This window comes from Humiphilus diazotrophicus (assembly GCF_059726315.1).
In genome coordinates this window covers 5799321-5815789 of record NZ_AP040870.1, presented here as the reverse complement: position 1 = coordinate 5815789, position 16469 = coordinate 5799321, and the positions used below count along the sequence as shown (strand labels likewise).

At 52.3% G+C, this 16469-nt stretch carries 9 protein-coding genes; 1 reads left to right on the top strand and 8 read right to left on the bottom strand.

Translation table 11 applies throughout. The annotated features are described in order from the left end of the window. Positions 1–5: 5 nt before the first annotated feature. The 7 genes from AC6I7T_RS23770 to AC6I7T_RS23740 form a co-directional block, all read right to left on the bottom strand. Positions 6–428, bottom strand: a complete 423-nt coding sequence (locus tag AC6I7T_RS23770) for a tetratricopeptide repeat protein (RefSeq protein ID WP_497794649.1) — start codon at positions 426–428, stop codon at positions 6–8. Positions 429–894: 466 nt separating this feature from the next. Further along, a complete protein-coding gene (locus tag AC6I7T_RS23765) occupies positions 895–1362 on the bottom strand; it encodes a hypothetical protein (RefSeq protein WP_497790244.1) in 468 nt (155 codons plus the stop codon). 26 nt (positions 1363–1388) lie between these two features. Beyond that, entirely contained in the window at positions 1389–6050 is a 4662-nt protein-coding gene (locus AC6I7T_RS23760; RefSeq protein WP_497790243.1) for an RHS repeat domain-containing protein, read from the bottom strand. A gap of 27 nt (positions 6051–6077) precedes the next feature. Then, complete coding sequence (locus AC6I7T_RS23755; RefSeq protein ID WP_497790242.1) at positions 6078–6830, bottom strand: hypothetical protein; 753 nt, start codon at positions 6828–6830, stop codon at positions 6078–6080. Between the two features lie 781 nt (positions 6831–7611). Further along, positions 7612–10830 carry a DNA polymerase III subunit alpha gene (locus AC6I7T_RS23750; protein ID WP_497790241.1) on the bottom strand — a complete coding sequence of 1073 codons (3219 nt, stop codon included), beginning with the start codon at positions 10828–10830 and terminating at the stop codon, positions 7612–7614. Further along, on the bottom strand, positions 10823–12337 hold the full coding sequence (locus AC6I7T_RS23745; RefSeq protein ID WP_497790240.1) for a DNA polymerase Y family protein: 1515 nt from the start codon (positions 12335–12337) through the stop codon (positions 10823–10825). The genes AC6I7T_RS23750 and AC6I7T_RS23745 overlap by 8 nt, the downstream gene beginning before the upstream one ends. Then, positions 12334–13380, bottom strand: coding sequence for an ImuA'/RecA-like NTPase (locus AC6I7T_RS23740; protein WP_497790239.1), 1047 nt, complete (start codon positions 13378–13380; stop codon positions 12334–12336). Before AC6I7T_RS23740 ends, AC6I7T_RS23745 begins: the two co-directional genes overlap by 4 nt. A gap of 158 nt (positions 13381–13538) precedes the next feature. On the opposite strand from AC6I7T_RS23740, the gene AC6I7T_RS23735 reads away from it, so the two are divergent. Continuing rightward, on the top strand, positions 13539–14015 hold the full coding sequence (locus AC6I7T_RS23735) for a GTPase-associated system all-helical protein GASH (protein WP_497790238.1): 477 nt from the start codon (positions 13539–13541) through the stop codon (positions 14013–14015). Between the two features lie 537 nt (positions 14016–14552). On the opposite strand, the gene AC6I7T_RS23730 is transcribed toward AC6I7T_RS23735, so the two are convergent. Continuing rightward, positions 14553–16238 carry a toll/interleukin-1 receptor domain-containing protein gene (locus AC6I7T_RS23730; protein WP_497790237.1) on the bottom strand — a complete coding sequence of 562 codons (1686 nt, stop codon included), beginning with the start codon at positions 16236–16238 and terminating at the stop codon, positions 14553–14555. Positions 16239–16469: the final 231 nt, after the last annotated feature.

The following is a 16469-nucleotide window of genomic DNA, read 5'->3' as shown; positions in this document are numbered from 1 at the left end:
CGAGCCTAATGGGAGGCCATTCCAGCGATTGACGAAGACACAGCGCTAGTTCTTTCGCCCTTCCTGGTGTCTACATCATTGATCCCAGAAACCGTCGGTCGATTGAGGTTCCCAAGATCGTGGACGTGCATCGAGATACTCTCCTGCGCTACTTCGGGATGCTGACTCAGATATTCGAGAGCGTAGGTGCTTGCTGAGGGATCGTCCCTCTGGTCAGTGAAATAACTAGCTTGCTCGACGGCTTTGTCGTACCAGCCAGCGCGACGATAGAGGATCGACAAATTGTAATGGGCTGAAAGGTCATCGGGATCGATGCTTTGTAGTTTCTGGTACTCGTCACGTGCGAGGTCAAATTCTTCCTTCTGGTAGTAGCAATAGGCAAGTTCGCGATGCGCATCTCGCGAGCGGGGAAATTCTACTTTGTGCACAAGCTTCAATTCGAAACGACTCCTCGTATATTTCTGGAAGATGCAACGTAAGCCTGTCTGTGTAATCCCGACGGCTCCGAAGGCCAGTCAACTCCGACAATGCGTTCTCCGGCTTGATGTGGAGACCCCAACAGGTGGAAGACTCCAGCTTTTGCTGGAGCCTCTCTCGAAGGAGTTTCTCCCGAAGCGTATCCAAGCGAATACGGTTACCGTCGTCCCTTGATGAAATAACCTCCATTGTCGGCGAATTTTTCATGCCAAGTAGGTAGTCCAGATAAAGCTGTGTTGCACAGATCAAGATATCCGAAAAGCATTCCCGCCAGCTCTTGGGAGTGGTAAGGGCGAGGGAGAGGGTCTGATCTAACGATTTCCGGTAGTCAACTGAATCCGCTTGGAGTTTGGCAAGTTGGTTGTTCATTAATCCTCAATCTTTAAGCGGGGCCATTATAATATCTGTACGGTGTGGCTAACTACAACCATTGGCTGAAAAATGTTTCCAAACAGCTGGGTTATCAGTTACGTAAACTACCGGTTCCATTTTCCTATGCTCGATAATTTCGGTCATATCTTGGACAGTGATTTCTTCATAAGCTGGATAACCATGCTCAGATCCCTGTGGAGGATTGGGGAGTTCAAAAGGTTCTTTACATTTCACCTTGCCATAAACCCTTTTAAGTTCTTGCATCTTCGTATCCTGTAATATAAAGCTCGCATATCGACCCCATGGCTTCACATAATAGTTCATCGTGATCGAAACGTCGGCGCGTGTAAGTCCCGGAGGGAGCGTAATCCACTTTGGCAATCTTGACTCATCGGCCAATTTGAATGTTGATTCAGGGAAGTATTCACATCCGCCAAGCATCGAGTAAACTAAAAATGTTAATCCTACCCAAATGATCGTAAACCTGTTGATCCGCTGAAAAGACCTGACCATTTTCCTCCGTGCTCCGCAGGCAAATGTTACCACCTTCCGCCTTCAACACATTTTATTACTCTACTGTTACAAGTTGTCCTGCATGGTCCTGGGTAGGGCGTTCCGACCCATGAGCTGGCGTTACAATGATATTTTTCATAGCACTTATCGTGCAATTGGCAGCAAGCCAAGATATTCGGATTGCTATTCATCTTTGCCGCAAAGGGTCCTGTTGAGCAGACCCCATCTTGTTTTGTAAATCCCGGCCATAAATTGCCATTGGCAGGCCAATGGCGAGAGAGTTCATCAAAAAGATCCCCAAAGGTCACCACGGATCCTTCCTGGAAGCCCCCAGGTATTGCACCGCAGGGGCCAAATTCACATCCCGGGTCAGTAGGAAGACCGAGCGCTCCAGAGATACCCCAATTCCGTGCTGGTAAGCCCAAACTCTCACCCAAACTCCCTGGGTCATTTCCCCAATGCGGCTCCCGATGTGGCGATCCATGTCCTCTTGAGGAAGAGGGATATCCATCTGATCCACCGCCGCCGCCATCGCCACCACCATCAGGCCATCCCCCGCATGACGCACGCGACGGAGGGCAGTAGCCATCATCATAACCACGGTTACATTCTGGGTCACCGCCGCAGCCACCATCACCACCGGATCCCCAACCACCACCGCCACAGGTGCCAAATATTCCGATGATACATGGCATCATGCCATTCGAATCAACGAAGCTCAATGGATTATTTAGAGCATAGGTGTATCGGTTCAAGCTCTGTGGATTGGAAAGATCATAGGAGCCTGAAAATGGATCTGGCCTGTTCCATCGTCCCAATGCCAGATTCAGTTGTCTGGCTGGGGTGTGATAGGTGTCAGTCTCGAAATCGATTTCATATCCGCCAAAGACATAAAGATTGTTGGAGTTGTATTTAACAGATTCTGGTTCGCCATATGGATAAAAGTCAAAATCATCTTCAACGGCACCAACTGCGCTGAGCGACTTCCTTTCTGATCCAAGATGATCGCGCAAGAGGTGATGGGTATTTCCATTAGTTTCTCTGCGAGCAATCACTTGGCCACCCAAGTACACATTGCGGAGTAGGATATTTCCAGAAAGATCCGACTCATCAATTACCTTTCCACCCGGCCCTGGCCAAAACATGCGAGGATTCGAGCCACCGTTCTTCATAACCCGATTCCCGTCTCCGTCATACGTGTAGGTATGGGCTGAGGTAAAACACCCTACCGAAGAGGCCCTCTCTTCTGCATCGTAGGTCCAGCAGTTTCCGGCGTTGTCCGAGGTTGTATTTCCCGCAGCATCGTACTGCAGCGAGGAAATATGATTCGAGCCGTCAACCTGGATTTGCAAGTATTGGCCAGCCTGCGTTCCTGAGACCTGGTTCATTTGCAATAGATTTCCCCAGGCATCATACACGTAAGAGTTCCCCCATTTCGATCCGGCCTGCGCTGTTTGCACGCGATTTAACTGATCGTAGGTATAGCTCTGCGAACGACTATTATCCAGGTTATTAGTGATTTGAGAGATGTTCCCGTTGTTTGTTCCTGCAGCGCCATATTGATAAGAGAGACTGAGCACTGTGCCAGAAGGAATATTAGCCGCTATCAATGAGGGTTCTAGCCGATTGTTGTAGCTCTTGATGTTGGTTATCCCGGCAAAGCTACTAGAATTGCCTTGCGTGAAAGCTGTAAACGCTCCTGCAGCATTATAGTCAGTATTGGTTACAAACTTGTAGCTTCCGTTTGGGTCGATCGCAGAGGTGACGATTCCTGCACTGTTATAGGTGTAAGACACATGGGCGCCGCTGAAATACTGCATATCTGATACGGAGCCATCAAGGTTATAGGTGACGCCGGCGGTCTTGGTGGCGTTATTGATGGTTTTTCTCACATTCGCGATTCGTCCCATGGCATCGAATGTCCATGCCGTTTGCCCGGAACCATCGCTCATCCCAGTTCTTCGCCCTTTACCATTGGAAATTGTCAATCCATTGGAGACAGTCTGGTCGTAAAAATAGCTCACGTTTGGTGTGGCCGGTGTCGTCGAACTATATGTCTTTGCTGTCAGACGATTGAGCGCATCGTAAGAGTAGGTAATAGAGACGCCGCGATTGTCTGTCTTGCTGCAAACTGCGGTGATGTCCCCGGCGCAGTTTGCATCGTCGCCTGGATACGTATAGCTTACAGAACCAGCTTCCGGCGTAATCTCCTGTACCACTCGGCCAACGAGATCGTAAACAAAAGTTCTTTGGCGCCACAGAGCCGAATTTGGGGATCCACCCTTCTGTTGAATGATCGTTTGATAGCGGCCAGATGAGTAATTCTGATCGTAGAGGTATTGGGTCAGAGAGCTCAAGTTCCCAGATCCATCAGGCTCCCATACTTGGCTGGTTCGACCCAAACCGTCTTGGACAATTTTGCGCTTATGATTAGTCTCATCCGAAACTGTGACGGCATTTCCGGCGTAGCTGTATCCAACCAAACTATTATCCGGCTGCTTGATTGTGGTCGTACGACCTAAAGTGTCGTAGGAGTAGTATGTCAGACCATAGGTGGGATCGCTTGACGAGCGATAAGGGTTTGTCACCCAATATAGTGTCCCATTGGCATCATAGCCATATTGAATCAGGTCATTGCCCTTCGGATCAGTTAGGGATGTTTGGCTCAGCCTTCCATAACCATCAAGCGTTGCAGTTGAGGTAATGGTATTGCCTCCGACCGACTGTAGTACGCCCATGTTGATAGTTGCCGGAGAGGACGACAAGTTGTAGTTGATGGTCGTGCTCCCCCCATCCGGGTAACTTGCTGCCGTTTGCCGAAGCAACTTGTCGTATGTATATTTTGCCACATTGCCATTTGCATCCGTGGATGTTAACAGGACGCCAGAGTTTTGGTCATAAGTGGCTGACGTTTGGAGTGTCACTCCGTTGATAGTGGGGTACGTCGTCTGTGTGACGTAGCTATCTGTAGTGTCACGGGAGTATTTTGTAACCTGTCCATTATTGCTTGTTATCCCTACAATCTGTCCTGCATCGTCATAGGAGTAGGTTGTAGAAAACTGTGATGTTCCCGTTGATCTCTGTATTTGAGTTGGGTTCCCCCGTTGGCTACCTGCCGCACCGTGCTGGGGAAGACCCGAGGTTGCCTTTACCGTGTCGCCGTCATAGAAATAACTTGTAGAACTCAATATATGCCCACTGGCGTCATACACTACGTCTGAGCTGATGAGGTTAACGATACCTGAGGTTGGATAGCTCAGGACCTCTCGTTTGAGCAAGGGGCCTCGACCAGAGCTGCCGAAATCGTAGTAGTCTTGCTCAGTCAGCAGGCCGTAGGCGTTGTACTTCTGTGTGGTTCCCTGATGTGATTGACCGTCGTAAATTTCGTCAATATCAATCTGTGTGACCGGCGGCGTGATTACTGCAGAGGCGCAACCTGAAGTCGCGCCGTTATAGCATATTGAGCGGTTCAGTAGCGGAGTCCCCGAGGCCGATCTGGAGTAAATTTGTCTTCCGGTTTCATAGAACAGCCCATTCAAAACAGCGAACGTGAGGTTTGTTTGCCTGTTCATGGCGTCCGTCATCGTGGTCCCGGGCGCGCTTGTATTGGCAGCAGTTCGCGTATAGGTAATTGGCGTGCTGCTATCAGACGTTGTTCTGCTCAATCCACCTGTAGTGCCGTCAGCATTCATTCCATTGCCGTTGCAGCCTCCAGAATAGGCATAACGTATCGTGCCACCGGTAGGAAGTGTAATGGTTGCTAAACGTCCGGTCACGGTATTAGCAATACCGGGAGTTGCTTCGTAGCTCAACTGATAGGTACTGCCATCGGCAAGAGCGATACTGGAAGGCAAATTGACAGCCGTAGGTCCATATTCAGAAATACCACTACACCCGAAGCTGGTTTGTACCGTGTAGGTTTGATAGGAAACAGTAACCGTCGCAGAGGTGCTTCCATCAGCTTGAGCTGGAATGTTGTACGTGAAAGTACGCGGGCTGCTAGGAGTCCCGCCTCCTGCTATTCTCAAGGCTGTGGTACCTAGCGTGTCTACGAAGGTTCCGTCGCCGTTGTTCGTAATAGTATTTCCATTTGTATCCGTGAGCGTGGCTTTTCCAGAAACAGAAGAATCCCGCGGTGGATCGATTATTGTGCCATCCCTGGCCAGAATTCTTACTCCTAGCAAACTAAAGCCTGATCCATCCGAGGTAGAGCCATCTCCTGTTATGGCATCAGTGCACGTATTCTCTGTTCGGTTAAACCGATGCTGCACTCCAAAAGCGTCATGATAGACGTAGTTGGAGAACTTTGGAGCCCAATACCATGAGCCGCTGCCATCAAAACACTTTGATTGGATAGTTGTATAGCTGAGGTACCCTTGGAATCCTTCATTGAGTTGCCCATGCAATCCCCACCCGGGATCGGGTGACCAGAATTGGTTTCCGGAGGATCCGGTTGCAGACCACAGTAGGCTGTCGTATACCAACCGGTAATCGAAAGATGGTCCCCTACCTGGTTTCGACACCACAGGAATGGAAAAGTGTGTGTTGAGATTACCTAGATTGATGCTGTCAAAGCCACGATTGTCGAACGAGCCAAGGGTATATAAACCCGTTCCGGGTGCCTGAGCGTTCAGTTGAGAGGCAGCACAAGCCAACAGCAGCAGAATAACAAGACGAATACGGATCATCGCCATCCCCGAATTGGAAGTTTTGAGTTAGTTCACGACTGCTGTATCAATATCGATAGAGACTTGGAGATTCCCGTTCACATATCGTTCAATATGAAAAGGAAGCTCAATTCCGGATATCTGGCGATAACTGCTGAATCGCACCTCGACGAGAAGATCTACATTAGAGTTGTCGTCCGGATGGATCGTGTATTTCAACGTGGAAGGGAGCAGTGTAGTGGGATCTAGGTGGAGATCGGTCATGCTCAATTTACGGATTTGCTCTGTAACCTCCGGCTTCGTATTTCCCGGAGCTGCTATGATTTGTTGACGAATCTGTCGCTTCTGATCGTCTGTTGTGCCCATATCTCGCGTCTCAAGCTGAGATGGCATCCCTACAGATTGCAGCATTAATTGCGGAATAAACCAGATAGTCGCAGTCCAACAATTGGAGAAAGCTCCTTCGTGAGGGACTCCATCCGTGCTAGTCCAACTGCAACTTCGGTCATCGCTTGCCGCAGATTGTTGTTCGATGCGTTTGCCATTCGAAAGGTTGAATTCTGCTACGTTCTCGCCCGTGGACTTAGCCGTGAGAGTAGCTGGACCTTCATCGCTGCTGCCTCCTGCAGACCAGTGAGCTGTGCCTGTCAGCTGAACGGAATTGATCCGCCTACCTTGAGAAAATGCGTGGTGAGCTTGGGAAATGATCGCGCTCGTGTCTGCCGAGCTGGCGGAAGCTTCCTCAATATAACTAAGTTGCAGAAGCATGAGGGCGCAAAGCAGAAAACTGGCGATTCGCATGACGTTCTCCTGAGCAAATCTTCAATTGGTGCTTGTTTTATGAGTTTGATTGGCGCTGGTACTCCTCATAAGTACCGCGTACACAGGCCGGGGAACTCTAGAAGAGTTGTACTAGAAAGTATTTACTGTATATGTAATGGTCATGTCAAACAAATAAATAACTAGACTGCAAAAATTTCCTATATGCCTAAAACTGAAAGCAAGTTACTAAAACCTGCATATCATTTCAATAGGCATAGATCGGGACAACTACTACTGATGGAAATGCTCTGGATGGAGACGTTCTACCCTTTGTGGGATGTATACCCAATCAGATCTAAATTAGGGGCTCTGAGCAGGAATTCGACAAAACACTCAAATTACGGGGTCTTTGTTGAAAACAGCAAAAAACAGTTTTGAGCAACAAAGTGAGCTAATTCTACAAATACTAGGCCAATCGATGTTGTTCGCTATGGAAATGTCGCATTGAGGACGGATCATATGCGGTTTTATTCAGGTTTTCTGTTGCCGTCCTCAATACTTGGAAACCCGCACAAAACGCGGGTTTCCACATTCCCACAGCGACGGCGGCGGAGTTGAATATTTTTCTTTGATTTCAAAAAGCCGCATAAATAGCCTATGCCGTCGAATTCCTACTCAGAGCCAAATTAGGCAAAGGTTCACGTTCACGTCCTTAATCAATCCTTGCGAAGTTTCCGAAATGCCACTCGGAAACCTCGTCGGAATGACGCCACTATCGCTAACTCACGTCTCGCATCAGAAATGTGCTTCGAAACCAGCGTCAATGAAAGTCATGCGAATTGACATTGATTGAATGATCTGCCAGGGCGTGCAGGTGCTTTGCACGGATGTGAATGACACCGTTTTGGTTTTGCAGTGGTCCTTCTACCAACAGGAAGCGCGCGCGCGTTACGACCATGCGGTTCTGTTCGAAGAGATCAGGTGAGACGATCACATTTGTGATTCCTGACTCGTCTTCCATTGACAAAAATACAAATCCCTTTGCAGTGCCGGGCCTTTGCCTCGCGATTACACAACCTGCCGAGCGCACCCATGCCCTATTCGGTTGTTGTTGTAACGCGGCAGCCGACAGGGCCCCGTACCTGCTGAGAGCTTCGCGTCGATACTGCATCGGATGCCGCCCCACGGTCAGGCTCGTTCCACCGTAGTCGGCAATTAGTCGCTCGGTGTCTGTCATTGTTGCGAGCGGTAGCTTATGCGAAGGCTCGCGCAGCCAGTCGCTTTGCTGGCGCAGCAGTGGTCCTTCAGGTTTGCCGGCACGCTCGACCTGCCACAATGCATCACGGCGATGTTCGACACCACCGATACTGTTCAATGCTCCGATGCGTGCCAACAATGTAATCTCCTTTCGATTTATGAGAGGCACACGCTGTATCAGATCTTCGGCAGAGGAGAAGGTTCCTGCGCTGTTGCGTGTGGCCACAATCGCCTCCGCAACTTGGCGGCGGAGGCCGCGCGCATAGCCCATACCCAGGCGTAACGACAGACTTCCATTCTCTTCATGTTCCAGAGTGCAGGGCCACTGGGAGACTTGTACATCGATCGGTCTTGCCCGCAATCCGTGACGACGCGCGTCACTTACAAGCACCGCAGGCGAGTAAAAGCCCATTGGCTGATTGTTGAGCAGTGCGCAGGTAAACGCGGCCAGATATTTCACTTTGAGATAGGCCGAGGCATACGCAATCAATGCAAAGCTCGCCGCATGCGACTCCGGGAATCCATAGAGCGCAAACGAGCTGATGTTGTCGACGATGCGCGCCTGCGTCTCTTCATCGATACCATTGGCTGTCATGCCCGCACGCAGGCGACCTTCTAGATTCTTCATGCGCTCCCATGAACGGCGCATACCCACAGCGCGGCGCAGTTCCTCGGCTTCTGCACCGGAGAAGTTAGCTACCGTCATCGCAATGCGCAAAAGCTGTTCCTGAAACAGCGGTACTCCCAGCGTTCGCTTGAGAACCGGCTCGAGCAGTGGATGCGGATAGGTCACAGGCTCCAGCCGCTGCCGGCGGCGCATATAAGGATGCATCATCTTGCCGACTATGGGACCAGGGCGGATGATTGCCACCTGCACCACGACGTCATAGAAGCGCTCGGGATAGTTCTGCGGCAGTGCGGCCATCTGTGCTCGGCTTTCCACTTGGAACATGCCGACTGTGTCGGCGTGTTGCAGTGTCCGATACACCTCCGGGTCTTCGGGAAGTTGCGCCAAGTCGATGGGATCGCCATAATGTTGAGGAATCAGCTCAATACAATCCTTGAGCACGGCCATCATGCCCAGGCCCAGCAGATCCACCTTGATGAGCCCCAAGTCGGCGCAATCCTCCTTGTCCCACTGAATCACGGTGCGGCCCGCCATTGACGCGCGTTCGAGCGGCACAACGTGATTCAAGAGTCCTTTGCAGATCACCATTCCACCCGAATGCTGGCCCAGATGCCGAGGCAGTCCGCGCAAGCGCATCGCCAGCTCGATATATTTGGCTATTCGTGGGTGCTCGATGTCGAGACCTGCCTGCTGAAATGCACTGGCCATCGTATCTGTAGGGCTACGCCACTCCCAGTTGCCAGCCAAGCCAGCGAGGCGGGCGAGTGTTTGTTCATCGAAGCCCATCGCCTTACCTGTTTCGCGCGCGGCGGAGCGGCTACGATAGGTGATCACATTGGCGGTCATTGCCGAACCCAGCTCGCCGTAGCGCTGGTACACGTGCTGAATCACCTGTTCGCGCATTCCCTCTGATGGCAGATCGAGATCAATGTCGGGCCATTCTCCACGGCTCTCGCTCAAAAATCGCTCGAAGAGTAGATCCATGCCTACTGGGTCCACCGCCGTAATTTCCAGTGCATAGCAGACCGCAGAGTTTGCAGCACTGCCACGTCCCTGAATCAGGATGCCGTTGCCCTTGGCAAACTGCACAATGTCCCACACGATCAGGAAATATCCGGCAAAGCCAAGCTTGGCAATCAGCTTGAGTTCGTGCTCGACCTGCGCCCGCGCGCGACGCATGAGAGAAGCATCGTTCTTTGGCGCATAACGGTAGACAACGCCCTTAGCTACGAGTTGGGCGAGATAGCTGTCCAGTGTTTCACCGACTGGCACCGGATAATGGGGAAACTCGTAACCAAGATCGTTCAGACGAAATGTCAGTCGCGACGAGAGCTCGCGAGTATTCGCAATGGCATCAGGAATATCTGCAAAGAGACGCAACATCTCGCTCGCTGGTCGTAAATATCGCTGGCTGTTCAAGGTAAGCAAGCGACCGGCACGATCCAGTTGCGTATGATGGCGAATCGCCGTGAACACGTCGAGAATCTCACGGTCGTATGCCTTGGCGTAACGTACGCCATTGGTAGCAAGCACTGGAAGATGGAGCGAACGCGCAATGCGCAGCGCCGATTGATTGCGCCACTCCTCTTCGCGCTCGCGATGACGCTGCAACTCCACATAGACATTGCCTCGGCCGTAAATCTCAACCAGTCTTCCGATGAGTTTATGGCCTGCCCGTTCGCCACCATGCACCAACGCAGCAGCCAGCGGACCTTCATCACCACCCGTAAGACAGACCAGGCCTTCTGCATATTGCGCAAGCTCTTCCAACGTGGCTGAGCCCTCACCCTTCTCCGGTTCGCGCAACTTGAATGACGTGATGAGTTGGCAGAGATTTTGATAGCCAACCTGCGAGGTACATAGCAGAGGGAGACGCGTTGGTTCAGGTACGCGCTGCATCGGCAGCCACTCGGGGGCAACCAGTCGCGTGCCGAAATCCGGCACCGCAATTTCAGCACCAATATGGGCGACTATTCCAGCACGCACGGCGCTGCTGTGGAAGCGCGCTACGCCGTACACTCCGTTGCGGTCAAGCAGAGCCATGGCTGGTATATGTAACTCTGCGGCGCGCTCGATCATGTCTTCCGGCTGCGATGCGCCATCAAGAAAGCTGAAAGCACTAGCTGCATGCAACTCCACGTACTCGTCAGTCATAGAGCCCGATCATCAGCCAATTTCTTTCGATAGGCTCGAACGTGATGCAGCAGTAGAGCAGTTCTCCGGCGCTATTGCGTGCAATGACATCCCATTGCTGCACGGCCCACAGCGTAGGATTCGACCAATCTCCGCTTGCGACCCATGGCCCGTATGCGCGCTCCACACAATAACGGGTGGCACGAAACGTGAAGGCATCGGGAGTCTTGCCACGCAAGGTAATATGCAGAGGCTCGGGTGGACGCAGTGCACGCAGAGCACCGCGCACGATATCGGTCGCATTAACCTGGGTGACATCACTGCCTTCCGCAGAGACTCGAAACGGTTCGATCTTGAAAGCATCCGGTCTATGTGCATCTTGCAGAACCGGCATACCCACGCAGTCATCGCCAACCAGTGACCGCAAGCGCGCCAGCGTGACGTCGAGCCGATCCGGCTCCGGAGCCTGGGGCGTGAAGAGACCGAGCTGCACTTTGCGACGACTTCCCGTCTCCGCCGACACTGTGAGTTCCAGAATCTCTGCATGCGGTGGATGCGCTGCCAGATCGAGCTGCACCAGCTTCATCCATAGCTGCAGGTCGTTTCCCGGCAGCGCGGGTCTGACTGTGCGCACATGCTCTCGGCCGCTCTCCAGTTTGAGCGTTATTGTGACCGTGGCCAACGCTACCAGATCGTTTCCCGCCCGTGCCAGTAAACGTTCCAGCATTACGCGCAGCACGAACAATAACGAGTCCAGCAGATCGACAGGCGCATCCAACTCAATCCTTTCTTCTAGAGCAAGCGTCTCTTCGAGCGGAACAAATAAATGCGGTGCTGTGCCTAATGCGAGCTGGCGTAGATGTTTGGCTGTCTGCCCCATACGAGCTACCAATTGCGCTTCAGGCAATGCAGACAGTTCGCCCAAGGTACGAATGCCCCATCCCGTAAAGGTCACAGCCTGCTGCTCTGTGAGATCGAGCACAGCCAGCGGTAACGGCGCCAATGCTGCGCGTTCCTGCCCCGCAGGAATCATGCAAAAGCCGGAGTTGAGTGCGAGTGCAAGGCAGAGTGCGGTATTGTAGTTGACTGCAACGGCAACGGTTCCCGCGAGACCAACGGCACGCAGTCTCTCGATCAGATCGGCGGCGAGTTTTTTAGGAGGGCCGAAAAGCTGGCCGGTTCCAGCAATATCCAATACGCACAGGTACGTGCCGCCGCGTCTGCACTCCTCCACCCGCGGCGTAAAGTGTGCCGCACAACTCAATAATGCACTGCGTGCAGTCTGCTCTTCACTCGTGGAGCGCACTAGTAACGTTGCAGGAAATGTCTCTGCTTCTGCGCGTGTCATACCGACTGCCAACCCTAACTTTCGAGCGCGCATGTTCATTGCACATACGGCTTCGAGCGGCGGCACACCTTCTAAAACAACGCAAGCCTCAGTATTCACCTCTGGACGCAGACGCAGCATAGCTTGTGCGGCAAACTCGCGGATGGCAATACATGCGTAAAGCTCACGTGGCGTTTTCATCGTCCACCTGCCCACGTGCTGCGTGCCTGCCAGGCAGCGGTATTAGCGCGTGAAGGCGGTTTGCGTAACGGCACGACCTCGTCTGGAGTCTTGAATCGCTCGCGAGCAATCTCAATATTGCATGCGAGACCAGTAAATACTGTCGACTCACCGCCAACCTCTGCAGCCTTCCCCATGCACATCACGAGACCGGCGCTGCTTTTGGCGCACGTGCTTTGTGTTAGTAGAACTACGCTGGCCTGTGTGCGCACGGCGGCAGCGCGATAACGAAACCACGTTGCCAACGGCACACGCAATACTGCTTCCGGTGCTAAGCCCGCCATGTCGAGCACAACTACGGCAAAACCTCCCATCTGTAACAAAAGGTCAGTGACACGCATAGCTTGCTCTATACGCGGCCATGGCTTGTGTAACTGGGGCTTGCGTATATGCGTTTCCGGCTGAGGGGTGGTCACGTGTGGCAGCTCTTCCTGTGGCAGTTTCACACGATGCTCCGACTCGGCATCGCGCGGGCCAAGTGCAGGAGCATCGAACAGCTCTCCAATGGCTCCGGCCAACCCGTTCGCTTCTGTACGCGGATGCCCGCCCCAGCCACCGGGATAAAGGCCCTTGGTGGGCACAGGTGGCGTGAAGCATTTTGCGGGCAAATGGAATGATGGTCTTTGCAGCTGTTCCCCCTTCGGAGATACGCCGCAGCGTACCCATAGCAATCGACCAAGGCGTATGCCCGCCGCTGCGGCAGACTCCGGAGAAAGCGTGTCCAATACATCGACCCATGCGCAGACGCGGCCCGCACGCGTACATGCCGCCACAAACGAGAGCGCCAGCGAGGTGCGGCCCGAGCACTCGGGTCCCGCCATCTCGGTAAGTGCACCCACAGGTAGTCCACCGCCTAACAACGCGTCCACTGTGGACACGCCCGTAGCCCACACCGGCCGGATCACATGCGCCCGCGGCGTCAGTGCTGAAGGAATTCTGTGGGCCAAACTGGACTCAATTTGGCGGCGAATTGTGGCTGCTGTGGTCATTATGATATTCGCCATATATTCGCCTTTATGGCCAAAGGATGCAACTCCGATTTGCACCCTTTTTGCGACCTTCCTTGGCTATTGTGCTGAAAACAAAGAGAATTTTCTTTTTGGAACACTTAGCTTATGTGTAGTTGCTACTATGCCCTTCCTCAAAAGAGAAGCGTGAGGGCTTGATCAATGTCGGCGGCGATGACACTAAGCTGGAAAAATTGCAGGCGACCTCGCAAGGCGTTGCGGGAATATTAAAGAAACATCCCTCTAAAGTTCCCAACTACTCTTTGATTGCTTTTGATCCCGAAGCACCGCCGGATGACCCGGTAACGCTTGAAGTTCTCGAGATCCTGAAGAAAGCTTGGCCCATCTACGTCAATACGTTTGCTAGCACACCAATCCAGGTTCTTCGAGCTATCATCCTCGATGCTCTGGTTTCATCCTCACAAGAGGAGGATCGCGTCGCCGTCGCGGTTGCCGCCTGTGCCAGAAGTGTTCTCCCTTTTATGGAGACGGGAAACGAGTCCTCTATCTGGGTTGATCCGTACTCTGAAAGTGGAACCGTAGCAAGTTTCGCGGATCACTTCCTGAACCATTCCCTGGTCGGGAACGTTCTTGTGCGCGATGTAAAGAAGGGACTGGGACACACTGCTTAAAATATGCGCTTCGAACAGTGTCATGGTTGGCGTATCTCATTCAGGGATTTCAATCACATGGATAGAGCGTTTCGAGAACTGACTTTTGCAGATGTGTCAAAGGTCAGAGCGATAGTAGAGCGAACTGGTACTCAAATGAGGTTAGAGGAGCGCCAGGCATTTGAACAGGGTATTCGACAGGGCACCGGTTCTATTAGTTTGTCTCTGACAGAGAAGCAATATCGAAAATTGCTTCGGTAAAACATATGCCGAGGGTCTTATCTCGAGTTCCGAGTTGAGCAGATTAAACAGAAATTAGCAGATAACAAACTATCAGATAGTTGAGATAATGCCGGATAACCCGGAACTTCAATCCCCTTTCAACTCTTTCTTTCCCCTGACCCCCAAATGTTGATACGATGCCCCTCACACAATCCTGTACGTTGCAATGTGCAAATAACTTTTAGAGGCTTCGTTGCAGCTGGTTTTTATCTTCTACTACGCGCCCTAGAGTTGTACGATTTTTGACGTTTGGTATAGTGACCCCTACTAGATAGGCTAAGCCATACCGTTGGGGTCGCGTTGCGGCAGGAACAGGGCTCTGGGATGGGTGTGCGAGCACGCTGCTAACGCGTTCGCACCTAGTGATGATTTGAATCGAACGAATGTCGGCGTCAAGCCGCGCATCGGGATTGGAATGAGACTGCCCTCGGGATCCGCCTCCATAGCCTTTACCACTTCATCAATATCGACCGGAGCGGTTTCCTCCGTATACATACCCCAGGCCGGTACAGAGATCGGAACTCCGAACAGAGGCGACACTGTATTGGGATCTTCTGCCTCGAAGAACAGAATGGCCGGGCCACGCTTCGCGTATTGGATTAAATCCGCGTTTTTAGGGCACATGGCCGTGAGACTCAGATTAGTTCCGAATTCTTCACCCGAGATCAAGCAGTCCAAGATGTGAGCTTTTTCTATCTCCTCGTCGGAGATTCGGGACGGCCATGGAATCGAGACGCTGAAATAACGCTCAATGGAGGCGACCATTCCGATGAGCGTAGCCAGTCCGCGTGGCATCCAATCAGGCTCCGCGGATAGGCCCGCTCGTAAGAAGATGCGATCCGTCGTCAGGTTGAAGATGCGGAACTCACCACCCCTCATCAGACCATCTATAAATTTCACGCAGTTGTCGATGCGTGAGAAATCAAAGGTCGAAAACGAAGTCGAAAAGTTGAAGTTCTGAAGCTTCGCTCCCGGTCTGAGGTTTAGGACGAAGCCAATCTCAAATGGCTGCGCAGGATGGTGTAGTCGAAATTCGATCTCTTCCCTGCCAGCCCGCAGAACCTTGAGCTTCATCACAGGAATGCGAAGCACTCCCGCTGGAGTATCAACCTCAAGCCGAACGTCTTGCTCCGGCACCTGCGTGACATTGGGAATCACATCGAGAAGTCCACCATCAATGATTTCCGCTGGCGGCATCAGGGGAATCGAGCTGCCGCCGAACCGGAATTCGCCCGTGATCAGGCGCTGTGCCTTTCCAGTCCTGACTGCCTCTTTCAGTTTTTCCAAGCCAGTCCTTGAGAAGCTGAGATTCATTTGTGGCGGCTGATCCAATTTTCCCGGATCGCTCACTAGGATGTCGGTACGTGCGCCATCCTGGAAAAACGAAGCAATGACACCCTGCGGCTTCGGTTCCGGATTCGCAATGGATAAGGATGGCCCAGTTGTGACCCGTACTTCGTAACCTGGATGGTCTCGGTTCACCGCCTCAGCCAGCCTTTTCCCAGCTATCACTGCGGCGTCCGAACTGGTCTGAACAGCCAACAGCTCCGGACGAATGACTTCAACCAACGACTTCGCGACCGATGCGATACCGGCGCTGCTCTGAAGAGCAACTTTGTCTGCCATGATCGGCAGATCCTTAAGCATATCCGCCCGCGAGAGTTGATGCCAGATTGGGAGGATTACCTTGTGCCCATCCATTTCGCGTGCGAACAGGCCATTCAATTCTGCTTTCGTCCAATTCTTTACGAAGAACGCAGGACTGAAGACAACGACGCCGTAGCAGGATTTTGATAAGCCGAGTTCGATGGAATTGTGCAAGCTGTCGCCTACGCGTAGGCTGAATCTGTCGTACCAAACTTTGAGGCCCAGCTGGATCAGTTCAAGTGCCAGCGGCTCAACAAAGGTCGATTTGTCTTCTGAAGCATGCGAAAGAAAGACGTCGTACTCAAACTCGGACATCTCAATAGATTAATCCATTCGGCAGGCTACAAAGCTCGCTGCATTACCTCGATGAATAGCCTTGGTTTTTCAACTCCTCATAAACGTTAGGTTCCTATCGGGACTGCCTCGGCAGACGAGGCGGGATTGAGCCCGATTATTTGAACCGGGGCAGTTTCGATAGGAACCTAACGTTTCACAGAAGTGACGCATCGAGGTGGATCAGCGGGTTCTCGCAGGGGAATCCATCCC

Coding starts and splice junctions, on each gene's coding strand:
- AC6I7T_RS23755 (WP_497790242.1), bottom strand. CDS start 6,830: ATGCGAATCGCCAGTTTTCTGCTTTGCGCCCTCATGCTTCTGCAACTT.
- AC6I7T_RS23745 (WP_497790240.1), bottom strand. CDS start 12,337: ATGAAAACGCCACGTGAGCTTTACGCATGTATTGCCATCCGCGAGTTT.
- AC6I7T_RS23750 (WP_497790241.1), bottom strand. CDS start 10,830: ATGACTGACGAGTACGTGGAGTTGCATGCAGCTAGTGCTTTCAGCTTT.
- AC6I7T_RS23760 (WP_497790243.1), bottom strand. CDS start 6,050: ATGATCCGTATTCGTCTTGTTATTCTGCTGCTGTTGGCTTGTGCTGCC.
- AC6I7T_RS23740 (WP_497790239.1), bottom strand. CDS start 13,380: ATGGCGAATATCATAATGACCACAGCAGCCACAATTCGCCGCCAAATT.
- AC6I7T_RS23765 (WP_497790244.1), bottom strand. CDS start 1,362: ATGGTCAGGTCTTTTCAGCGGATCAACAGGTTTACGATCATTTGGGTA.
- AC6I7T_RS23730 (WP_497790237.1), bottom strand. CDS start 16,238: ATGTCCGAGTTTGAGTACGACGTCTTTCTTTCGCATGCTTCAGAAGAC.